This is a genomic window from Psychrobacillus sp. NPDC058041 (assembly GCF_042885655.1).
GTDB lineage: Bacteria > Bacillota > Bacilli > Bacillales_A > Planococcaceae > Psychrobacillus.
Genome location: NZ_JBHVRO010000001.1, coordinates 152,974 through 173,887, shown reverse-complemented (window position 1 = coordinate 173,887; position 20,914 = coordinate 152,974). Strand labels below are relative to the sequence as shown.

Genomic DNA, 20,914 nt, shown 5'->3' with positions numbered 1-20,914 from the left:
TGTTTGTCCGTTTCTTTGTATGTATATTCACTTCGTATTACAAGAATCGAGGTGTATGTCCATAGAAATGAAAATATTTTATATATTAAATAAATCGCCTTCCATAATTGAAAGGCGATTTTATGTATTTGATTCTTGGTATTTTTTTCAAGAAGCATGAAAGATTCCATGCTTCTATTATTAAATTTTAAGAGCTAATTATTATCCTAAGTTTATACTTTGTGCAGAGTTTTAATATGATCTAAGTTTAGATATATCGAATGTGATCTTGCTCCTTGAATCTCAATAATTTGCTCATGCACATTATTTATTTTTCCTATGTGACTCTTACTACCTCCTATATTTAACACGACAATTGTATCTTTTAAGTTTTCAACTTGGGCTTCAAATGTGCTAGCCAATAGTTCATTACTTATCTGTAATGGGAGCTTTTTGTAATCTAAACCATATGGTTTTTCATTTTGAGAATAAGGAATTAGCCACTTTAGATGCTTTATAGAAATATACATCGTCTTATATATAGGAGAAAAAAATTCAAAATAGTTATCCTTGATCTGCATTATATAACCATGAAGTGTTTTATCATTTGTTACAAAAATTTCAACATTATTCTCTTTAGCTTGAGCAAGAACTTCTATTAAAGATAAATCTTCTTTGTTTTCATCTCCAATAATACCTGGGAGCTCTATAGGGTCAAGAATATCGTATTCAGTTTTACTTCGTACTCTTAAACTTTGAACATGATTTAAAGGGATGTACATATAATTTGCACCATTAAAAAGTACAAATATGTCACTTCCTAAATCAATAATAGTTCCATTAATTAGTTTCTTTCCTGAAATTTCTACTTCAACTACTTCCTTAATAAGGCTTTGTATAATTTTATTCAAGGTCACATCTCCTTAATTTCTAGTTGATGTTCTCTTACTTGATAATACATCTTTGCCGCATGCATCATTAAAGAATAATACTGTTTTTCCATCATGTCAGCTTCTTTATTTAATATTGTCGATTGGTGAATTTTATTTTTTTCTAGCGTTATAGGCAAATCGCTATATTCTATATTATTTTTGCTTTTATTAAACCTCTGATAATTAATAGAATTAGTTCGAACAGATTGTTGCTGTAACCTAATTAATTTTTGTGCTTTATTTGCAGCATATTTCATTAATGCAAAATACTGCTTCTCTAACATCTCTCTTTCTTCTTTTGCACTTAATAGTTTTACAGGTCTAGAAAATAAAATTTTTTCAGCAAGAGGTGTTTTCCCATTCACTGACGAAACTTCATCGACATTTTTCTGCTTATCGCTTGAGATACTTTTATTAGTTAATTCATTTTCTAAATTGTCTTCAATATTAGTTGAGTTTTCTTGTTGAACTGGATTTTCACTTTTTGGAGTGGTTCTTTTGGGAATTGGAATTGTAGATTGATCACTATTTAAAGCACTCCATGCAGTGAGTAGTATTTTTTTGCCTCTGTGGTTTAACCGAGTATTTTCTTGTATTAATTGCTCTTGTTTCGTAGCACTATTATTTTTTAAAATTTCATGTGAATTAATTTTTTGAATAACTTCTTCATCACTCTTTATGAAATCAGAAGTATCCAATTGTGATAGATTAGTTTCAATTATTGCTGTGGAATTTGAGTTGAGTTCTTCCACGTTCATTTCATTATTATAAATGGCAGTTTGCACATCTTTCTTTAGATCTTCTGTTTCTTCTAGCTGAAAGAAAGCTTCATGATCGACTGGCTCTTCATTATTGTGAGTTAAATTGGGGACAGTATTAAAATTGGAGTCCAAATTAGATTCTAGAGGTTCTTTAATAACTTCAGTATTAACATTTATTAAGGTTTCAATATGACTAATGCCAACTTGTCTTTCTTTTTGATGAACTAGTTTTCCTTCCTCCAGTATAGGGTCAAGCTGTACTGCTAACTCATCGTTCATAGGGAAGACGTAGTTCTGAAGAGCTTTTTCCTGACTACTTTCCAAGCAATGCTCTTTTATTTCCAATGTTTTATTTATGTTTGCTTTATATATCTGTTGGATATTAAGTTGCTCTTTGTTATTTAAAAAATGAATATCATCTATCGATAAATTGCTATAAATATTTGCAATATATGATTTAGAAATAAAAAGTAAATCCTTACTATTAATTAGAATTATGTGATCTTGCAATATCGTAGTTAGAACGCCATTTAGTGCATCATTACTTAGACTATTAATGGTGACCCAATTGTATCTTAGAGCTATTAATACATCTGTTAAGTCATTTCTGTCGAGGTAAGAACAAAGATTTGGAGAAGCACTAAATTCTTTAGCATTTTTAGAAAGAGCTTGGATATTATTTATTGCCAAATATATTATATTCCGATTCACATCAACAACTAGATGGTCTTGTTTAACATCCAACAATATTCCTTCTACAAATTGATTGTCACTCAAATAAATACCTATTTTCATTTTCTTATGAGCGCATAATACTTCCCAAAAGTTTTCCTCTAGCAATATTTGGATCCTCCTTCCTAGAATATTCGTCGCTCATATCTTAAAAGCGACGAATGCCCCACCTAGCTATTTAGTATCTTTTTTTCTCTTCTTATTTATTATTTTACTTATCTTCTTTTACTTCTTTCTTCTCTTTTCCTTCTTTATTTTCTTTTCCTTCTTTGTTATCTTTTCCTTCTTTGTTATCTTTTCCGTCTTTGTTATCTTTTCCATCTTTGTTATCTTTTCCGTCTTTGTTATCTTTTCCATCTTTATTATCTTTTTCATTGGATTTTTTGTTTTTAGTGTCTTTTGTTTTTTCAATTTTTACACCATAGCTTATATTACGAATATGGAACATCGAAACCCTAATAATTTCTTCATTTGCTACAATTATTACAAAATCATCCGAAACATAGTCCATAACGCCCTCTAATGTTTCTGGTCCACCACGATTAATTTTTACCCAATGTAGTGTTAATTTATCCAAAATCCCTTTAAAATCATTAGCTTTAATGAAATTAAAGTCTCTTGGAATTTCAAGGTTAAAATCTACTTGATTTTTCGAATTATACGTTACGCTCTTCACATGCTGAGTATTATAATAAACAATTCCATCATCCTCTGTTAGCAATGTAAAGTGATCATCTGCTGTTGATAATAGCATACCAACACGAGATTCCGGTCCACCTCTATCTACCTTAATAACTTTATCTACTAGAGAAAGTAACATCTTCTTATTCACTTTTTCTAACCCCCTTTTTTAGTATCTTAATATTTATATGTAACTTGAGTTGGCAAAGCATTGGTTAAACGCCCATATTATTATAATTGTTTAAGCTCTTTTACATTTTGCTGAAATGTTTTCAAAAGTAAATAAAATTTTTCCAAAAACCTACTTATAAATTGAACAGAATATCACTATTTTACATAGTCTGTAATAATGACATTACATTATAGAAAGTAGTGAAAAGTTTTGACTGAAGAAGAAAATAAAAAGAAAGAAAATGATCCGCTTTTGTCGGAAGGTACTCAAAAAGCAAAAAAGGGTCATCACTCTAAAAAAGACAAAAATCTTTCTGACTTAACTGAAAAAGAATCTGAAATCAAGAAAGGCACTGGCGACAAAAAAGAATCCCCTCACAAAAGGGACTCTGTTGATAATGAAAAAATAGAAGATGATCGTAAAATAGAAGTTGATAAAGAGAAAAACTCAAAAAAGGATAGTCATAAAAAAGAAGAGGAAAGTCCTGATAAAAAAAACTCTGAACCTAAAAGAGACGTTGAGGATGATTCCACAAAAAAAGAGGATGGCCATAAAAAAGGCAATGGTAACAAAAAAAACACTAAGCATGAAAAAGCAAATAGTGAAAAAAAGAATAAAAATAACTAATGTTTTTGCAACAAACAATTGTATAATTTAAACATTTTTAGTTCAACAATTCCTTATTAGGGTTGTTGGACCTTTATTTATTTTGATGTTCTATTATTTAATAATCGAGAAATATCTGTATATTTTCAAGTAAAAGCCCTAATATATCTTTTGTTTCGAATGTAATACTTTAAAAGAATAAAAAAAAATGTCGATGAAAATATCGACATTTTTTATTTAACTAAATATAGAAGTTTATTGTGTTTCCTTTACCATTAATTTTTGCAATTTCAGGTGATAAATTTACTGGATTTGGCTGTATAAAGTTTTTAAACAGTGGTAGGATAGATGGTTCATCAGCATGTAATAGTTGCTTTTCTTTATTATTTTTAAGTTTCCGTTCTTGATCAACAAGACGTTCCTCAAATATTGATTTCATTCTTATACCATCAATATTATTAATAAAAGCAAAATTATAATCATCCATTAACAAACGATTCGCGTAAATTTGAGACTGAATTGGTTGAACTGGAATGATATATCCCATTTTCTCCACCTCCCATTTCTTAAATACTTAATACCCTTTGCCTCCTCTAGTGAAACCCAAAAAAATATTTAGACTACAATAATTTTTCAATGTCAGTTAGACTTAACGAGTTTCCTTTTTGTAATATGGATTTTGTAAGCTCATCTTCTAACTCTTTGGAAACTGGTTTCTTTGCTACCATGCCAACTTTACGTACAATTTTACGAACTTGATCTTCATTCGAAAAATCAGCAGATGAGATAGTATTGGCAAGTGTAAAAAGTTCTTCCATTGAAACACCTGTTTTATTTTCGATTGCTTTAAAAAATGAATTTTGCATTTATTTTCCCCCTCACATTTTTGTTTATCTTGGATTAAGGGAGAAAGCTTCTACCGACAATGATTAATAATATAAATAGTACTACGATTAGAACAAAAGTTGAGCTTCGGCCGTGACCATAGCCATAACCAGGTCCATAGCCAGGATATCCTCCACCACAGTAGCCATACATACTCTTTCCTCCTCTCCTCTTCGACTTATTGTATGCAAAGTCGAGTTAGAAAAAAGGGCGTATCAACTAGTAAGTAGTATTACGTTTCTGAAATATAAATGCACCAATTACTCCAAACAATATAGCTGCGCTAATTCCCGAGCTTGTAACTTCGAACATTCCTGTTAAGACACCTATTAGACCATGTTTTTCCGCTTCTACTAATGCTCCTTGCGTTAATGAATTTCCAAACGATGTAATTGGAATCGTTGCACCTGCTCCTGCAAAATCGATTAAACGCTCATATAATCCTACCCCTGCTAAAACTGAACCACTAACAACTAATATACATAGTGTATGTGCTGGAGTGAGCTTAAATGCATCCATTAATATCTGCCCTACAACACAGATGAGACCTCCGACAATAAATGAAATAATCAATGAAGAAATCATATTATCCTCTCTTTTCCATACGGCATTCAATGGCATGAGCAATACAAGGAATTGTTTCTCCTTGTTGAAAAGTCAATGGTGATAATAGTGCACCAGTTGCTACGAGTAATACGCGGTTATATACACCATTTTTTAATTGCTTATACATATGACTAAAAAAAACTGCGGCGGAACATCCTGCACCACTTGCCCCAGAATTAAAAAAAGTATTTTCTCCATAGAATTGTGCTCCAGCATCTTGTAAAATTACTCCACTATTTTCATCTTGAAACATTTCTTTTAAAATTGACAACCCAATTTTTCCTAAATCACCTGTCATAATAACATCATAATCTGCCATCCTACTGTTAGTATTCATTAAATGTCTTTCGATAGTATCTCTTGCAGCAGGTGCCATGGCAGCACCCATATGTAATGGATTTGTTTGGCCGCCATCCACTACCCTTCCAATTGTTGCATGTGTTATAATAGGCGAGTTTTTTGCTTCTTTTTGCAATAAGGCAAAACCTGCAGCAGTTACTGTCCATTGAGCAGTTCCTGGTTTTTGAGATCCATATTCAAGTGGATATCTAAACTGTCTTTCTACTGCTGGATGATGACTAGAGGCTCCAGCTAAAATAGATGATGCATTGCCTGATTCTATTAAAAGGCTTCCAAGAATAACCGATTCCATTGAACTTGCACAAGCAGAAAATACTCCTAAAAAAGGAATAGCCAATTGACGTGCTGCAAAATTAGTAGGAGAAAGTTGATTTATCAAATCTCCTCCGATAAATACATCAATGTTTTCCATTTGCTCATTACCTTTGCGAACTGCTAAAGAACAAGCTTTTTCAATAAACCTACTGTTTCCTTGTTCAAATGTCTCATCTTTTTCATTCTCTAATGGTAAAACCTCATCAAACGAGTCGGCAAATGGGCTATCTTTTTCCATTGGGCCAACAATAACAGCTGTGCTAGCAATACTTGGACTTTCCTTAAATTGAATAGTTCCTGCAGTATTTACCATGAGATCACTCCCATTTTCACTAAAATTGTTTTAATTAATGCAACAAAAAAAGCAGACAGTACTCCAAAAACAATGACAGAACCCGCTAGCTTGAACATATTTCCTCCAATGCCTAATACGTACCCTTCCGACTTATGTTCAATGGACGCGGAAATGACCGCATTGCCAAATCCAGTTACAGGTACAGCAGACCCTGCGCCACCAAATTGGGAAATTTTTTTATATAACCCTGTACCAGTTAGTAGCATGGCAATGAATACCATAGTTGCCACGGTAGGATTCGCAGCTGTTCGTTCCGTAAATGGGAAAAAACGTATATAAAATAAAGTAATAAGTTGTCCAATTGTACAAATTATTCCTCCCACAAAAAAAGCTTTTAAAATGTTAACAAAAAGTGGAGCTTTTGGTGTTTGGCTATCGACAATTTTCTCGAATTGTTTTTGATCCATTACGTCGCTTCCTTTGACAGTGATTTTATTTGATCAATTGATTTTTTTAGTTTGTCTGTTTGCATATTTTCTTTTATTATTTTTTCAACTTCCCATCTTATTTTTAAATCCCCTGTTACAAGAACTTCTTTTTCCGGAAACTTTTCTTCTAATTGTTTCTTTATTTTTTTTTCTATTTTGTCTTTACTAAATCTACTCATTCTTCGTATATCAATTGCAACGATAACATCATTTTTATCTGTAATGCTTTTGTATCCATTAATTGACTTATTCTCATTCAATACTTGTACAATTTCCGGCACATCATTTTCAGGATATATTTCTTGAGCCACATTATTTGAACATGCAGTTAATAGGACGAAAGGAATTGACCACCAAACAATTTTTTTCATCAGATAATTGCTCCTTTTCGAGTTAGTATGAGCATTCAAAAATGAAATATACGAAGGCATTTGAGATATTTGCCCTTCCCTTAATGGAGAAGCTACATAAATTAAATAGAGAGATAAGGAGGTGAAAATTAATGGGATGTGGAAGAATTGAAGACGTAGCAGAAGTAAAAAATAATAATCGATGTGTTTGCGATGTTGTTCGAGCAATTAAAGATATTCAAGACCAAGCGGTATCTAATGATTGTGATTTTTGTCCAACAAATTGTTTTTTAGAACCTCTTGGGGGACTTGTAAGTCCTGCTCGTCGTCACCAAGCGGACACCCGAGTTTTTATGCTATTAACTGAAGATGGTACTCCATTTAAAGCATTTTTCCGCGACAGAGATGTTTGTGATAACGATTGTATTTCAGTATTTTTCCGTGTAGAAGATATTTTTGATAGTTGTTGTGCAACTTTACGTGTTCTTGAACCACTTAATAGTGAAAGACGTGAAGTCGATTTATTGAATGCTGATGGAACTAAATTAAATTTAAGAAAACTTTGTGACGTAAGAAACTTTAGATTAACAGGTAGCTGTATCACGGTTGATTTAAACTGTTTCTGCGCTATTGAATGCGTAGCAGACGTATTTTTAGATGTATGTGACTAATCGTTTCTCCCTTGCAGTGTCTACTCCGTTCGGGAAGTACCCGGACGGTTTTACTTTGAAACGGAAAGTGATTAAGCCCTCTTAAAGAGCACTATATTTGTATACATAAGAAAAAGGCAAGGGTCCTTTCAGTGCATCTTGTCTTCACTATTCACTGATTGCTTGGGACGAACCATTTGCTCCTGTTGATACTCGTTGCAGAAAAACTTTGGCTACACTATTACCGGTGGATTTGAGGAGTTGGAAGTGACTCCACTTCCAACTCCTCTTTTTTTGACCTTCTAGTGGCGAATGTTTGTCCAAAGCCCTCTTGAAATTTGTCCGGCATAAATGTATTTTGTTTGGATAATTAAAGAAAGAATTCTTTACTACTCTTTTAAAGCTTCCGAAGATACCATTTTGGAAGCTCTTCACTTCTTAATCGGTAAATACTACCTATTTTTCTCTGGGTCTGCTTGCCATTTGTACAAGCAAAAAGAAAGTATCTGTTCATTACTTGGACGAAGTATACTCTTTCCTAATTAGGTCTTTTGAGTGAAGCGGAAGACGGAGATTCCTAGCGGTTTAGCAAGCAATTCAAGACCCTGGCCAAAAGCGCTGAGAAATTAATTTTTGAGAAGAGCTTGCGCAGGAGCAAAATCTTTTTCTGCGACGAGCTTGCGCAGGAGCAAAATCTTTTCTGCGACGAGCTTGCGCAGGAGCAAAATCTTTTCTGCGACGAGCTTGCGCAGGAGCAAAATCTTTTCTGCGACGAGCTTGCGCAGGAGCAAGGGAAGCATCCTTATGCTTCCCCCCTGGAGCGGACCTGTTCATGGCATAGCTATTAATAATGATTTTATTTCTGAAAAAAAAAAACTATCCTACTCAGGATAGTTTTCGAGATTCACTTCATTTCCGTACCTCGCCAAACGATTTTATCAACTTGATCAACTCGATAAGTAATTGATTCTCCAGACCCAACAGCAAAAGTCACAAATTCATCATCTACTTTTTCAACCTCACCTTGTAGATAGATTCCTCCTGCAAGATGAAAAACAAGTGGACGATATGCTCTTCGTTGGAATGGTTTTGCAAGAAAAATTAGCTTTTCTAATATTGCAAGAGTTTTCTTGGACATACTGCTACGTATTTCATATATCGATGTGCTTTCTTCTTGCACTTCCTTTGGTACCTCCATAGCTGGTACCTCAAGACCTACGTTCATCACAGCCTCCATCTGAATATTAGACTGAATTGGATATAGATGAAAAACAGGTGGACCTTTTATATAAAGTAAAGGATCATTGAAAGAATTCACAGACACATCCTTTTTCCTTTACTTTATGCACCTTTAGTTAAAAGTGTGAAAAAAGCCTACTCATGATATTGAAGAGATAAATAATGTTGCAAGTCCAAGGTATATTAAAATACTAATAACATCATTAATTGTAGTAATAAAAGGACCAGATGCAACAGCCGGATCAATTTTCATACGGTGAATTAATAATGGAATAAACGAACCACCAATTGTTGCAACAAAAATAGAACCTAGAAGAGCCGCTCCAACTAATAACCCAATTACCAAGTCATGTTGCCAAAAGAAAACGATTCCTACTACTAGCATTGCACATAATAGGCCGGTTATTAGTCCTGTTCCTGCTTCACGTAATAATAATTTTAGCTTACTTTGTTCTTCAATATCACCGGTTGCAATTCCTCTAATGGCTACAGCTAAAGATTGCGTTCCACTATTACCAGCAGTCCCTGATATTAATGGAATAAAAACGGCAAGCAAAGCTACTTTCGATAATGTTTCTGTAAAAATACTCATGAGATTTGCAGTCATCATTCCTAAAAACAATAGAATCACAAGCCATGGCAATCTCTTCTTTGCTGCTTGAAACGGACTTTTATCAAATGTATCCATGTCAGATACCCCAGCAAGTTTAGAGTAATCATCCGATGCTTCTTCGTCTAAAACATCGATTATATCATCAACTGTTACAATTCCGAGTAGATGCTGTTCAAAATCAACAACAGGTACTGCAAGAAAATTGTAATCTTTAATTGTTCGGGCTACTTCTTCTTGATCCTCACTTACTAAAATACTTACTACACGTTCATTCATAATATCTTTAATGAGTGTATCTTCATCCGCAATTATTAAATCACGCAATGAAATTACTCCCGTTAGTTGATGTGATTCATTTACCACAAATAAATAATAAATAGTCTCTGCATTTGGTGCTTCGTTTCGTAAAATGGTCATTGCAGAACGACAAGTTGAGGTTTCTGGAATCGCTACATATTCTGTTGTCATGATAGAACCAGCAGTATACTCTTCGTAATGTAGAAGGTCTTTTATTTCCTGTGCAGATTCCTCATCCATTATACTTAAATAACTGGCTACTTGGTCTTTTCCTAACTCGTTCAACACGTCCACTGCATTATCCGCATACATATAAGAAAGCATATCAGCAGCGTAAGTTGTATCCATTTCTTTTAAATAATATTCATAATGATCTTCATCAAACTTTGTCGCTTCAAAAAGCTCCGCCATTTCCTTAGGAGAGAGGTAGTGAAAGATTTTCTTTCGTATATCTGGCTCCACCTTTTCAAAAAATAACGATTGGTCATATGGGTGAAGTTGCATAAATTCATCTCTAAATTCGTCCATCGAATCATTACTTAAAAATTCAACTAAGTGCGACTCTTCTAATTGTAGCTGATTCATTTCTTCTTTCACGTTTCTCACTCCTTTCCGCGGTTATCCTTATATATTGTATGGGGTTTATTGCGATTAAGCAACCGAAAGAAAAGCTAAAACAAGTATTTGAGAAGAATTTCCTTCTATTATTAATCAATCTTTTTGAGACCTGTATAAGATGAATGAAGTGAGTCTCTCTAATTATTCCCTGGGAAATTTTCATCTTATTTCATATGAAATCTTATCTAAAAAAAACCTACTAAAAACTCCTGTCTTAATGGAAAATTTAGTAGGTTTTATTTAGTATTTCATTCATATCTTGAGGAAAAACTGCTTGAATCTGAATCACTTCATTTGTAAAAGGATGTATAAATCCTAATTCTTTTGCATGCAAAGCTTGTCTCTTAATCAACAAGTGAGATCCTCCATATAAATCGTCTCCTATTAGTGGATGACCAATAGACATCATATGCACTCGTATTTGATGGGTCCGACCTGTATGTAGCTTTAATCTTACATGTGATATGTTTTCTCCTTGAATAGAAAAACGTCTTATTACTTGAACGGTTGTTTTTGCATTTTTTCCATCTGGTGTGATTATTCTTTCAATAATGCTACCATCTTTACGTCCTATAGGAGCATCTATAGTCAGATCATCTTCTTCGAGATGACCATGAACAATTGCTTCATATGTCCGGAAAATTGTACGTGACTTCTGCATCTCACTTAATAAATGATGAGCATGGCGATGTTTCGCAATACAAATAATACCAGAAGTATCTTTGTCTAATCTCGTCACTATATGAACTGTCGAAGTCAATCCACTTTCTTTCAAATAACCAGCTACATAATTTGCAATCGTGCCATTTGGATGCTCTCTGGAAGGAATTGTACTTATTCCAGCTTTTTTCGAAAGAATTAATAAATGGTCATCTTCAAAAAGTATTGGAAATTCACCTTTTTCAGCCACCAATCCTTCACTTTTCTTCTCATTTGGAAAAGTAATAGTTACTACATCCCCTATTTCTAGCATATGTCGAACCGTTTTTTCTTCACCGTTAACAAGAATATTACCGCCTTCAAATTTTATACTTGTCAACGCTTTTTTAGAGATACCATATTTTCTTATGGCATCTCTTAAGACAATATTATGTTCTTTCATTTCAAAAGATAAAGTTACTCGTTTGTTTTTCATCTTTCAAGATCACTATCTATAAATGAATCGTGCACTCTTGTCCAAAATGGAAATGCTCTAAAACGAGCAAAACGAATTTTTTCCTTTGCAACTCTGTACATAATAGATTGAACGTCTTTATGTAATAATTGCAAATGATCCACCGTTACCATAAAATCTGGTCCCTTTACTGGTTTTAATAAGCAAGAATGATGCTTTGGTAAAACTAAAGGAGATCCAACTGTACGGAATACGCGGTTATTTATAGAAGCAATTTCTGCTAGTTGCATGGCTTCTAACGAAGGATGGACAATGGCTCCACCTAAAGCTTTATTATACGCAGTACTGCCTGTTGGTGTGGACATACATAGTCCATCTCCTCTAAAGCGTTCGAAATGATTTCCATTCAGTTCTACATCCATTACTAAAGTTACATCGGGAGATTTTACTGTAGACTCATTTACCGCTAGATAAACGGAACTATCTTCCCCATGACGATAATTAATAGTCACTTCAAGTAATGGATATTCAATCACTTCATATTCTTTTTTGGCAATACTAATAACTAATTTTTCTATTTCAGCAGGTTTCCAGTCCGCATAGAAACCTAAGTGACCAGTATGAATACCGACAAATGCAACAGATGATGCCAAATGCTTGTACTTATGAAATGCATGTAGAAGTGTACCGTCTCCCCCAATAGATAACACAATATCTGGATTTTCTTCATCTAAAATTAGACCAAAGTCTATTAAGTACGCTTTGGCACTTTGCATTAACTTATTAGATAGTTCATCATTTCGAGACTGTATGAAAAATTTCAAAGTCTGCGCCTCTCTTCCGTTTTACTTTCATGTATTCTAGGGGTGGACAATTCCTTGTTAGCACTAAAGTATTTTTGTGCGTCTTGTATTTCTCCTCGTATTAGAGACATTTCCTCGTCTAAACGAAATGCTGCTTCGGCAGCGTATTGTAATCTTTTCTTTATTTCTTCTGGGAAAATGCCTTTATATTTATAATTTAATGAATGCTCGATTGAAGCCCAAAAGTTCATCGCAAGTGTACGAATTTGTATTTCTGCTAAAATATTTATCTCACCGTGTATCGTTTGAACAGGATATTCAATAATCATATGATAAGATCTGTATCCACTCTGCTTTTTATGTGAAATATAATCTCGCTCTTCGACAACAGTTAAATCTTTTCTAGCTCGTAACATTTTCACGACAGTTTCGATATCATCAACGAATTGACACATCATTCGTAATCCAGCAATATCCGGAATTTCTTTTGCTAACGTATCTGAAGGTTCGAAAACAATTCCTTTTCCAAGTGATTTATCATAAATACTCGCTAAAGGTTTTACTCTCCCTGTAACAAATTCTATAGGAGAATTGGTATTTTCTATTTCGAATTGTGAACGCATTCCTTTTAGCTTAATTTTCAACTCAGAAACTGCTTGCTTGTAAGGCTCTAAAAAACGTTCCCACTGCCCCATAAGCGTCACCTCCACTTCACATGACTTTTTCTACGATTTTAGAATCTCTTCGAATGCATCTTCTACTGCTTGTGAAAATTCTTCCCCGTAGTTATCATTTCCTTCAATATTGAATATAAGCATTTCGAGTTCTTCTCTAAACATATTCAAAGTTAGCTCGGTATCTCCAATTTGTAAAGTTGGTTCATCCGTTGCTTTTAATGTACTTACAAGCATCGGCCAAACATCTTGGCCGAACTTTAAATAATGATATCCTGTTTCATCTTCTAACAAGTAGATAAAAGCAAACGAATCAGAATCAGTAATCATTTGACCTCCTGCTGCTATTTTTTCTAACATTGAATTTTCTTCCAGAGTAAAACGAATATCGTTCTCAAATTGCACGCCACTGTGCACATTATATGTAATAGGCAAAATAAATCTTTCCTTTCTGTCCATTCTTCCACTATTTTAACATATTGAATCCCTTTGCAAACGGTCTATAATAGAAATAATATGAAAGGTCGTGAATTAATGCATACCGAAAAAGAAATTGAGTTTAAGAACTTACTTACAAAGGATGAATTCCAAAAATTAGTTAAACATTTCAACATAAAACACTCTAGTTTCCAAATGCAAACCAACTATTATTTTGACACACCAAATCACTATTTTAAAAATAATAAAATGGGCTTTAGATTGCGTGTGTTGCCGACTAGAAACGAATTAACGCTAAAGGTCCCAGAAAAAGAACATATTATGAATGAAACAACCCACCTAATTACGGGTATAGAAAGAGATGACATTCTAAACAATTTGCAATTTCCACCTGTACCATTTCTCCAGCAAATAAAAAATGAAAGTCCCTTAGTTTGTATTGGTAGCATGCAAACAAATCGAGCCCAAATAAATTATGAAAATGGCATTTTATTTTTTGACCATTCCATTTATAGCCAAACGGAGGATTTTGAGGTAGAATATGAAAGTAAAGATGTCGAAAATGGGCGAAAAAAGTTTTTGGAACTTTTAGCAATTCACAGAATCCCTCTTCGAAATACCGATAAAAAAATTGCCCGACTTGTAAACTATAATAATTCGTTGAAAGGTTGATACCTTATGGATGTTCAATCATTAAAAACATTAATGGAAATAAATGCAATGCAGTCGTTAGGTGCAGTCCAAAGCTCTCAAAGTTCGAATAGTACTTCCTTATTTTCAGAGTTACTTGGAGAAGTTCTTCAAAATAGTGATAGTGAGTATCCATCCAATTTAGATTCTTCACTATATTACAATAGTAGCTCATCTGTATTTATTCCATCTAATATTTCATTTCAAAATGAAAATTTAGTCAAGTCTGCTTCAACTTATCTATCAAATAGTTCTTCATCTTCTAACTATGAAGAAATAATTCAACGTGCAGCAGATAAGTTTAATGTACCGGAAAAACTTATTTCATCTGTCATCAAACAAGAATCCAATTTTGATGCTTCCGCTGTAAGTTCAGCTGGTGCTTCCGGATTAATGCAATTAATGCCTGGTACGGCAAAATATTTAGGTGTCAATAACTTATTCGATCCTGAAGAAAATATTATGGGTGGAGCAAAATATTTACGACAAATGCTTAATCAATTTAATGGGAACATAGAAGTAGCACTAGCTGCTTACAATGCTGGACCTGGTTCCGTGAAAAAACATGATGGCATTCCTCCATATAAAGAAACCCAAAATTACGTGCAGAAAGTAATGAATTATTTTCAAGCATAACTTAAGATAAAAATAAGCGATATTTATATAAGGAGCGTGAGGTGACTTCACTTTATGCTCCTTAAATCTTGGAATACGTGAAGTCAAAGTGCTTTTGACTTCAATATTAGGGAATAAACCTGTTCTATTTTTCCGAGCATCCAAGATATCATTTAATTTCGGATGCTTTGCCCTTCTTTATCAAAGTGTGCCTTATAAAAAAAGTGCATCCTTTAAATGCATTTTGTTAAGACCGCTGAATTCATAGTACAATTTACTCAGTAGTGCTTGTACGGAAGTAATTTTACTTGCTTGCGTAGGAACGAACTCTTATTATTAGTTCAGTCTAATTGTTTGAGATATTTGTTGCTGATTGATAGAATGTAAATAGAGCAAAGCAAAGGAGTAACAAATATGACAGAGAAACCAATACTACCATATGATGAAATCGGTGAAGATAAATTATCCCAGCTAGTCGATACTTTTTATGGAAATGTAGCAAAACACCCTAAGCTTAAGCCAATTTTTCCAGCTGATTTAACGGAAACAGCGAGAAAGCAAAAACAATTTCTAACTCAATATTTAGGCGGACCTAATTTATATACAGAAGAACACGGACATCCGATGATGAAAATGCGTCATAATCCATTCCCCATCACCCCTCAGCGGGCAGAAGCATGGCTAGCTTGTATGAGTGATGCAATGGATAAAGTAGGTCTTGACGGGAAATTTCGCAACGATTTTTATAGAAGACTTGAACTTACTGCCAACCACATGGTTAATCAAATGAATCATGAGGAGGAAAAAATGTGACAAGAATTCAAATTCCGACTGAAACGATTGCTCCTTCTTTTTTGAACAAGCCAATTGAAATGTATATTTTTCTTGATCCTCTTTGTTCAGCATGTTGGGATTTGCAACCAATCATTCGGAAATTGCAAGTGGAATATGGACAGTATTTTACAATCCGCAATGTACTCAGTACTCAGCTAAGTAAATTGAACAATTTTTGTAACAAACAAAATGAACAAATACTAAAAAGTCATTGTGACATTTCCGAATTAGATCACCCTGTACTTCCTTCTATTGCAGTGAAAGCAGCAGAATTTCAGGGAAAAAGAGCTGCTCTTCGTTTTTTTAACAAAATTCAAGAACATCTTTTTTTGAAAACAAAGAATGTAACATCATTTGCAGTCCTGCAAAATATTGCAAATGAAGTCAATATTGACGTAAATGAATTCACTAGTGATTTTCAATCGAAGGAATGTGCTCGTTCTTTTCAAAATGATTTATCCATAACTAGTGAAATGCAAGTTACGTCCTTTCCAAGTATTGTTTTCTTTAATGAAAACATTGAGGATGAAGGTATTAAAGTTTCCGGAATTTATCCATACGAAATATATGTACAAATCTTACAAGAAATGCTTTATGAAGAACCACAAAAACAACAACCACCAACTCTAGAAAAGTTATTTGACCGTTTTCATTCATTAACTACTAGTGAAATAGCTTGCTATTATGGTATTACAGAACAGCAAGCAGAACGTGAAATGAAAAAACGCCTTCTATTGCAAGAAGTAGAACGATTGATTTTACAAGACACTATATTCTGGAGATTAAATAAATATAAGCAGCCTAATTCTCGTTAATTAGGCTGCTTTTCTATTACTAGATTTTAAATATCTCGTAGAGAACAATTAGCTCATCGAAGATTTATCTCTTCCTATTTTGAAGTTAATACCTTTTCATTTCATTCCTGTGAAAGTAGATTCTAATAATTTAATCGAAAGGAAACGTCTCGTTTACGTCTTTTGTGTAAGATTAAAAAAGAAAATGCCCTTTCCTCCAACTGAGGAAAGGGCATTTTCTTTTTTACAAAGGGGATGGGAGAAATGTTCACGTTCAAACAAAGGGGTGTATGTTATCTTGTGATTTATTTCACACTCTTACTTTAACATGTCAGTTTAATAAATACAATATATTAGATACTCATTTCACAAATTCGTCATACATAGGACGTCCAACTTTTACGAATTATTTAAGCATTGCCCTAATTTGTGCAGATCTAAACTTATTCTGCTATCAGAAAAACCCGGCAAAAAGACGCCACGTACTTTCAAGAAGTGTAGCAGATGGATGTCGTTGCTTTCCGCTATGGCAGACGCTTTTAGGACAATTTATAATTGCATAGTAAGAATGATTACAGGATGACATGATCACTACGTTTAATTAAACTATTTCTATCCTCTTAGCGATAGCTGTTCTAAATCTTCTTGTAAGGTACTACGCACTTAATGGATTGTAGTAAAAGGTGGCGACTACAGCCGGAGGCCAACAGGATGTTGGTCACGAAGGCGTTGCCACACGATGTGGTGCTCTTAGCCTTTGTTCCTCTGTGAGACAGATGAGCTATCACAACGAACGCGTAGCGGCGCCCCCGCGGAACACGTCCACCTAAAACAGAAATCCGTGATATTATTTAATTCTTAAAGTACTATGAACACTAGTTTCACAGGACGATAATCCATATGCTTTTTTATCTTTTAAAAAAACAGGAAGCACCTTTAATCCTTCACCTTTCCAAATTGCTCTGGACTAAAGGTCGTCTCCTATGGAATTAGTAAGCACTTCAAGACCCTGGCCTTGAGCTTTTTCTTTCATTTAAAAAAGGTCTGGCATATGCCAGACCTAGTAATTATTGTTCTAATAGTAATTGTTCTAATTCATTTAATTTCTCTTCAAACACACGACAAGCTTCTTCAATTGGAGCAGCTGTATTCATGTCTACACCAGCTTTTTTCAATACTTCAATTGGATAATCTGAACATCCCGCTTTTAAGAATTCATTAATATAGCGTTCTACTGCTGGTTTTCCTTCAGTTAGAATTTGATTGCTCAAAGCTGTTGCAGCACTTAAGCCGGTTGCATATTGATACACATAGTAATTGTAATAGAAATGAGGGATTCTCGACCATTCCAATCCTATTTGTTCGTCAATGATTATTTCGTCACCGAAGTATTTTTTATTTAAATTATAATATTCCTCTGTTAACTTATCAGCAGTCAAGGCTTCTCCGTCCTGGTCAAGCTTATGAATTATGTGTTCGAATTCTGCAAACATTGTTTGGCGGAATATTGTTCCACGGAAACCTTCTAACCAGTGATTTAATAAATAAATCCGTTTTTTAGGATCTTCAATTGTTTTTAATAAGTAATCATTTAACAATGCTTCGTTACATGTTGAAGCAACTTCAGCTACAAAAATAGAATAATCCCCGTATACATATGGTTGATTTGAACGTGTATAGTAACTATGAATACTATGTCCAAATTCATGTGCAAGCGTGAAAAGATTATCTACGTTATTTTGCCAGTTCATTAAGATATATGGGTTTGTTCCATAAGTACCTGACGAGTACGCTCCTGAACGTTTACCTTTTGTTTCAACAACATCAACCCAGCGATTTTCCAAGCCTTGTTTCACAATAGATACATATTCTTCACCAAGTGGTTCAAAGCTTTTAAGCATTGTTTCACAAGCTTCTTCATACGTAAATTCCATATCTACCTCTTTTACAAGTGGTGTATATAAATCCCACATATGAAGCTCTTCAAGACCTAAAACTTTTTTACGTAACCCCACGTATTTATGAAGTAAATGAACATTTTTATTGATAGTTTCTACCAAGTTATCATACACACTTTCAGGTATATGATTTTGTGACATTGCTGCTTCACGAGCAGATGCATAGTTCCTAATTTTTGCTTGTATATTATCCCCTTTAACATTTCCTGTTAGCGTAGATGCAAATGTATTGCGAAACTTTCCATAAGTATCATATATTGCTTTAAATGCGTCTGCACGTACACGGCCATCTTTGCTTTCCAAGAAGCGAGAATATCTGCCATGAGTTAATTGTACTTCATTTCCTTCTTCGTCTTTAATAAATGGAAATTCTAAATCCGCGTTATTTAGTTTGCCAAACGTATCCGATGATGCACCAGCAATTTCCGAGAACTGTGCAAGTAACGCCTCTTTTTCTTGTGAAAGAACATGAGGACGTTCTTTATTGATCTCTTCCAGTAGTTGACTATATACTTTTAAGTCTTCATTCTCCGTTAAATATTGAGAAATGACTGCCTCATCGACAGATAAAATCTCTGGAACTAAAAAGGATAATTCTGTAGAAATCTTTACATAAAGTGATTTTATACGACTTTCCATTGCTTGATATAAGCTATTACCAGTATCTTGATCATGGCGCATATGTGCATATGAATAGAGCTTGCGTAAGCGTCCAGTTAGTTCATCTCGGTATGTTAAAGCAGCTAATAAAGCATCAGCACCATTTTCAACTGTTCCTTGGAAAGTAGTAGCTTTTTGTGAAAGCTCCGAAACTTCTTTAAATTCGTTCTCCCATACATCATTAGAAGCGAAAATGTCTTCTAATTTCCATGTTAAATGCTCTCCTACTTCTTCTCTTGTTAATATCTTGTTTTTTGTTTCTATTGTCAAGATGAACTCCCCTTCCATTTACATCTAAATTCTTTTAACACTTACTATTTTCTCAATATTCTAGTCAATTTGCAAGAAATTCTCTATAAAGTAACAGATTCATTTCTGAGTAGTTCATTTTGGACAAATATAACTCCGCATCTAACTTAATAACACTATCTCTCAAGACTTGGATATAAGCCTTTACTGCTTTTAGTTTTTGATTCATATCATTAGATCCCATTGGACGATCGTATAGAAACTCCTCACAATGAGATTCATTTACTTGATAAATGGTAATATTTCTTTTCTTTATATAATCGACTAATTGAAGTTGCCATTCAACTGCATGAATATGAAATGCTTCAGCAAATGATGTCGGTATTCCAATAAACAAAGGAAGCTTGGTAGGGTACATTTGCCATCTATAACAAATTTGTAAAAAGACTGATTGTACACCTTTTCTATTATAGTAATATATATTTTCTAATTGCTTAAATCGTTGTATACGATAGATTTCTAAATACTTTTTATACTCCACAAAAGATATACGTTTAACTAATGCAAATGGCCATGTTTGATTATCCAAAGATAATTTTTTTGTTTTGACAATAAAAGTATTTGAACGAATATGAAGTGTGTTCGAAATATAGTGAAAATACTTTGTTTGAGGACAATAAGTGAGAATAATCTTACCGAATGTGGGATATGCTCGGAAGAACTGTTGTTTAAACACTGACAGTTTCATAATTCCAATTTCGCGAGTGGGAAACTCGGAAATCGCTGGGGATCTTAATATCCAAAGTGGGATTATAGAATGATTTAGATATCCTTTGGATCTTTCAGTAATAATAGAGGTCGAAATTTGACTACATTGAAATTCAATAGCAACTATATTTTCTTTGCTACGTATTAATATGTCTGGACGTTGCTTAATAGATGGGATAGATGCTTCTAATTGAACTTGTACATTTTGTCGCTTAAAAAGTTCATATAATTGGAGTTTTCCATTCAAATGATCCTCCGTTTCTCCTTCAGAAAATGAATTAGTGCATTGTGATTTTCTTTTATGAGCAAAATGTGGAATGTTAATCCTCCCATTTTTTAATATGACCTCTTCCTTACATTGCATGCATAGAAAAGAAGTATTTTTATTAATATCAGTTAGTTGTTCTTGGGTATACCTCGCAGGAATTAATAGATACCCCTGTTTCGTAACCGCTGTTAAAATAGTGACCAACTCCTCCCCTTCAATTGTATGAATTTTCCGTAAAAATAGCAAGTACAACTATGAAGAAAAATCGGGCAAAAAAAGCTAAGTCCTTTTAAGAAGAGAAATCGTGGAAATACTGTTTGATTTCCGCTTTGGTGCACGCTTTTCTCGGTAATGGCTTTGGTCTCCACTCCACCAGTTCCTGCGGAATCTTCAAACACATGCTATTCCTGCAGTCGCCGCCACCACCGCTTCTTTATCCGTTAATACTAACTATTTTTTCTCCGATTCTA

Annotated in this window: 24 protein-coding genes and 1 pseudogene; 6 read left to right on the top strand and 19 right to left on the bottom strand. The window is 33.8% G+C overall.

Going from position 1 to position 20,914, the window contains the following annotated elements; translation table 11 throughout:
• Positions 1-212 precede the first annotated feature (212 nt).
• The 3 genes from ACFVR1_RS00780 to ACFVR1_RS00770 form a co-directional block, all read right to left on the bottom strand.
• Positions 213-890, bottom strand: a complete 678-nt coding sequence (locus ACFVR1_RS00780) for a DUF2642 domain-containing protein (protein ID WP_387579096.1) — start codon at positions 888-890, stop codon at positions 213-215.
• Positions 891-892: 2 nt separating this feature from the next.
• Positions 893-2,512 (bottom strand): hypothetical protein, encoded by a 1,620-nt coding sequence (locus ACFVR1_RS00775; protein ID WP_387579094.1) that lies wholly within the window; start codon positions 2,510-2,512, stop codon positions 893-895.
• A 103-nt stretch (positions 2,513-2,615) separates the two neighbouring features.
• Positions 2,616-3,236 carry a hypothetical protein gene (locus ACFVR1_RS00770; RefSeq protein ID WP_387579091.1) on the bottom strand — a complete coding sequence of 207 codons (621 nt, stop codon included), beginning with the start codon at positions 3,234-3,236 and terminating at the stop codon, positions 2,616-2,618.
• 231 nt (positions 3,237-3,467) lie between these two features.
• On the opposite strand from ACFVR1_RS00770, the gene ACFVR1_RS00765 reads away from it, so the two are divergent.
• Positions 3,468-3,884 (top strand): hypothetical protein, encoded by a 417-nt coding sequence (locus tag ACFVR1_RS00765; protein ID WP_387579089.1) that lies wholly within the window; start codon positions 3,468-3,470, stop codon positions 3,882-3,884.
• A gap of 220 nt (positions 3,885-4,104) precedes the next feature.
• Here ACFVR1_RS00765 and ACFVR1_RS00760 read toward each other — a convergent pair whose 3' ends face one another.
• The 7 genes and pseudogenes from ACFVR1_RS00760 to ACFVR1_RS00730 form a co-directional block, all read right to left on the bottom strand.
• Positions 4,105-4,410 (bottom strand): hypothetical protein, encoded by a 306-nt coding sequence (locus ACFVR1_RS00760; RefSeq protein ID WP_387579086.1) that lies wholly within the window; start codon positions 4,408-4,410, stop codon positions 4,105-4,107.
• 73 nt (positions 4,411-4,483) lie between these two features.
• Positions 4,484-4,729: a stage VI sporulation protein F gene (locus tag ACFVR1_RS00755; RefSeq protein ID WP_387579083.1), complete on the bottom strand. Its 246-nt coding sequence runs from the start codon at positions 4,727-4,729 to the stop codon at positions 4,484-4,486.
• Positions 4,730-4,763: 34 nt separating this feature from the next.
• Positions 4,764-4,838: pseudogene (locus ACFVR1_RS00750) on the bottom strand (YjcZ family sporulation protein); the annotation flags it as partial.
• 129 nt (positions 4,839-4,967) lie between these two features.
• Entirely contained in the window at positions 4,968-5,333 is a 366-nt protein-coding gene (spoVAE, locus tag ACFVR1_RS00745; protein ID WP_387579080.1) for a stage V sporulation protein AE, read from the bottom strand.
• 1 nt (position 5,334) lies between these two features.
• Positions 5,335-6,342 carry a stage V sporulation protein AD gene (locus ACFVR1_RS00740; protein ID WP_387579078.1) on the bottom strand — a complete coding sequence of 336 codons (1,008 nt, stop codon included), beginning with the start codon at positions 6,340-6,342 and terminating at the stop codon, positions 5,335-5,337.
• Positions 6,336-6,791 (bottom strand): stage V sporulation protein AC, encoded by a 456-nt coding sequence (gene spoVAC, locus ACFVR1_RS00735; protein ID WP_387579075.1) that lies wholly within the window; start codon positions 6,789-6,791, stop codon positions 6,336-6,338. The genes ACFVR1_RS00740 and spoVAC overlap by 7 nt, the downstream gene beginning before the upstream one ends.
• On the bottom strand, positions 6,791-7,183 hold the full coding sequence (locus ACFVR1_RS00730) for a hypothetical protein (protein ID WP_387579072.1): 393 nt from the start codon (positions 7,181-7,183) through the stop codon (positions 6,791-6,793). Before ACFVR1_RS00730 ends, spoVAC begins: the two co-directional genes overlap by 1 nt.
• Positions 7,184-7,314: 131 nt before the next feature.
• Between ACFVR1_RS00730 and ACFVR1_RS00725 the strand changes: the two genes are divergently transcribed.
• Complete coding sequence (locus tag ACFVR1_RS00725; protein WP_387579070.1) at positions 7,315-7,833, top strand: CotY/CotZ family spore coat protein; 519 nt, start codon at positions 7,315-7,317, stop codon at positions 7,831-7,833.
• A 605-nt stretch (positions 7,834-8,438) separates the two neighbouring features.
• Here the strand turns inward: ACFVR1_RS00725 and ACFVR1_RS00720 are convergent.
• From ACFVR1_RS00720 to ACFVR1_RS00690, 7 genes are all read right to left on the bottom strand, one after another.
• Complete coding sequence (locus ACFVR1_RS00720; RefSeq protein WP_387579067.1) at positions 8,439-8,612, bottom strand: hypothetical protein; 174 nt, start codon at positions 8,610-8,612, stop codon at positions 8,439-8,441.
• A gap of 104 nt (positions 8,613-8,716) precedes the next feature.
• Positions 8,717-9,130, bottom strand: a complete 414-nt coding sequence (locus ACFVR1_RS00715) for a hypothetical protein (protein ID WP_387579064.1) — start codon at positions 9,128-9,130, stop codon at positions 8,717-8,719.
• A 60-nt stretch (positions 9,131-9,190) separates the two neighbouring features.
• Positions 9,191-10,546 (bottom strand): magnesium transporter, encoded by a 1,356-nt coding sequence (gene mgtE / locus ACFVR1_RS00710; RefSeq protein WP_387579935.1) that lies wholly within the window; start codon positions 10,544-10,546, stop codon positions 9,191-9,193.
• Positions 10,547-10,805: 259 nt separating this feature from the next.
• Positions 10,806-11,714, bottom strand: a complete 909-nt coding sequence (locus ACFVR1_RS00705) for an RluA family pseudouridine synthase (RefSeq protein ID WP_387579062.1) — start codon at positions 11,712-11,714, stop codon at positions 10,806-10,808.
• Positions 11,711-12,517, bottom strand: a complete 807-nt coding sequence (locus tag ACFVR1_RS00700) for an NAD kinase (protein ID WP_387579059.1) — start codon at positions 12,515-12,517, stop codon at positions 11,711-11,713. Before ACFVR1_RS00700 ends, ACFVR1_RS00705 begins: the two co-directional genes overlap by 4 nt.
• A complete protein-coding gene (gene yjbM / locus ACFVR1_RS00695) occupies positions 12,514-13,191 on the bottom strand; it encodes a GTP diphosphokinase (protein WP_387579057.1) in 678 nt (225 codons plus the stop codon). The genes ACFVR1_RS00700 and yjbM overlap by 4 nt, the downstream gene beginning before the upstream one ends.
• A 30-nt stretch (positions 13,192-13,221) precedes the next feature.
• A complete protein-coding gene (locus ACFVR1_RS00690; protein ID WP_387579055.1) occupies positions 13,222-13,629 on the bottom strand; it encodes a UPF0738 family protein in 408 nt (135 codons plus the stop codon).
• 75 nt (positions 13,630-13,704) lie between these two features.
• Between ACFVR1_RS00690 and ACFVR1_RS00685 the strand changes: the two genes are divergently transcribed.
• The 4 genes from ACFVR1_RS00685 to ACFVR1_RS00670 all read left to right on the top strand — a co-directional run bounded on the left by ACFVR1_RS00685 (position 13,705) and on the right by ACFVR1_RS00670 (position 16,562).
• Complete coding sequence (locus tag ACFVR1_RS00685) at positions 13,705-14,280, top strand: CYTH domain-containing protein (protein WP_387579052.1); 576 nt, start codon at positions 13,705-13,707, stop codon at positions 14,278-14,280.
• Positions 14,281-14,286: 6 nt separating this feature from the next.
• The gene (locus tag ACFVR1_RS00680) at positions 14,287-14,934 is read left to right on the top strand and encodes a lytic transglycosylase domain-containing protein (protein WP_387579049.1); all 648 of its coding nucleotides are present in this window, start codon (positions 14,287-14,289) and stop codon (positions 14,932-14,934) included.
• A gap of 393 nt (positions 14,935-15,327) precedes the next feature.
• Positions 15,328-15,726: a globin domain-containing protein gene (locus tag ACFVR1_RS00675; protein ID WP_387579047.1), complete on the top strand. Its 399-nt coding sequence runs from the start codon at positions 15,328-15,330 to the stop codon at positions 15,724-15,726.
• Positions 15,723-16,562, top strand: a complete 840-nt coding sequence (locus tag ACFVR1_RS00670; protein ID WP_387579045.1) for a DsbA family protein — start codon at positions 15,723-15,725, stop codon at positions 16,560-16,562. Before ACFVR1_RS00675 ends, ACFVR1_RS00670 begins: the two co-directional genes overlap by 4 nt.
• 1,046 nt (positions 16,563-17,608) lie before the next feature.
• Here ACFVR1_RS00670 and pepF read toward each other — a convergent pair.
• Together pepF and ACFVR1_RS00660 are read right to left on the bottom strand one after the other, a co-directional pair.
• A complete protein-coding gene (gene pepF, locus ACFVR1_RS00665) occupies positions 17,609-19,429 on the bottom strand; it encodes an oligoendopeptidase F (protein ID WP_387579043.1) in 1,821 nt (606 codons plus the stop codon).
• A gap of 64 nt (positions 19,430-19,493) precedes the next feature.
• Complete coding sequence (locus ACFVR1_RS00660) at positions 19,494-20,648, bottom strand: competence protein CoiA (protein ID WP_387579041.1); 1,155 nt, start codon at positions 20,646-20,648, stop codon at positions 19,494-19,496.
• Between the last annotated feature and the right edge of the window lie 266 nt (positions 20,649-20,914).

Excerpts from the sequence above, each read along its gene's own strand:
- ACFVR1_RS00760 (WP_387579086.1), bottom strand. The coding sequence starts at position 4,410 with ATGGGATATATCATTCCAGTTCAACCAATTCAGTCTCAAATTTACGCG.
- ACFVR1_RS00755 (WP_387579083.1), bottom strand. The coding sequence starts at position 4,729 with ATGCAAAATTCATTTTTTAAAGCAATCGAAAATAAAACAGGTGTTTCA.
- spoVAE (WP_387579080.1), bottom strand. The coding sequence starts at position 5,333 with ATGATTTCTTCATTGATTATTTCATTTATTGTCGGAGGTCTCATCTGT.
- ACFVR1_RS00740 (WP_387579078.1), bottom strand. The coding sequence starts at position 6,342 with ATGGTAAATACTGCAGGAACTATTCAATTTAAGGAAAGTCCAAGTATT.
- spoVAC (WP_387579075.1), bottom strand. The coding sequence starts at position 6,791 with ATGGATCAAAAACAATTCGAGAAAATTGTCGATAGCCAAACACCAAAA.
- ACFVR1_RS00730 (WP_387579072.1), bottom strand. The coding sequence starts at position 7,183 with ATGAAAAAAATTGTTTGGTGGTCAATTCCTTTCGTCCTATTAACTGCA.
- ACFVR1_RS00725 (WP_387579070.1), top strand. The coding sequence starts at position 7,315 with ATGGGATGTGGAAGAATTGAAGACGTAGCAGAAGTAAAAAATAATAAT.
- ACFVR1_RS00720 (WP_387579067.1), bottom strand. The coding sequence starts at position 8,612 with ATGCTTCCCTTGCTCCTGCGCAAGCTCGTCGCAGAAAAGATTTTGCTC.
- mgtE (WP_387579935.1), bottom strand. The coding sequence starts at position 10,546 with ATGAATCAGCTACAATTAGAAGAGTCGCACTTAGTTGAATTTTTAAGT.
- ACFVR1_RS00705 (WP_387579062.1), bottom strand. The coding sequence starts at position 11,714 with ATGAAAAACAAACGAGTAACTTTATCTTTTGAAATGAAAGAACATAAT.
- yjbM (WP_387579057.1), bottom strand. The coding sequence starts at position 13,191 with ATGGGGCAGTGGGAACGTTTTTTAGAGCCTTACAAGCAAGCAGTTTCT.
- ACFVR1_RS00690 (WP_387579055.1), bottom strand. The coding sequence starts at position 13,629 with ATGGACAGAAAGGAAAGATTTATTTTGCCTATTACATATAATGTGCAC.
- ACFVR1_RS00685 (WP_387579052.1), top strand. The coding sequence starts at position 13,705 with ATGCATACCGAAAAAGAAATTGAGTTTAAGAACTTACTTACAAAGGAT.
- ACFVR1_RS00680 (WP_387579049.1), top strand. The coding sequence starts at position 14,287 with ATGGATGTTCAATCATTAAAAACATTAATGGAAATAAATGCAATGCAG.
- ACFVR1_RS00675 (WP_387579047.1), top strand. The coding sequence starts at position 15,328 with ATGACAGAGAAACCAATACTACCATATGATGAAATCGGTGAAGATAAA.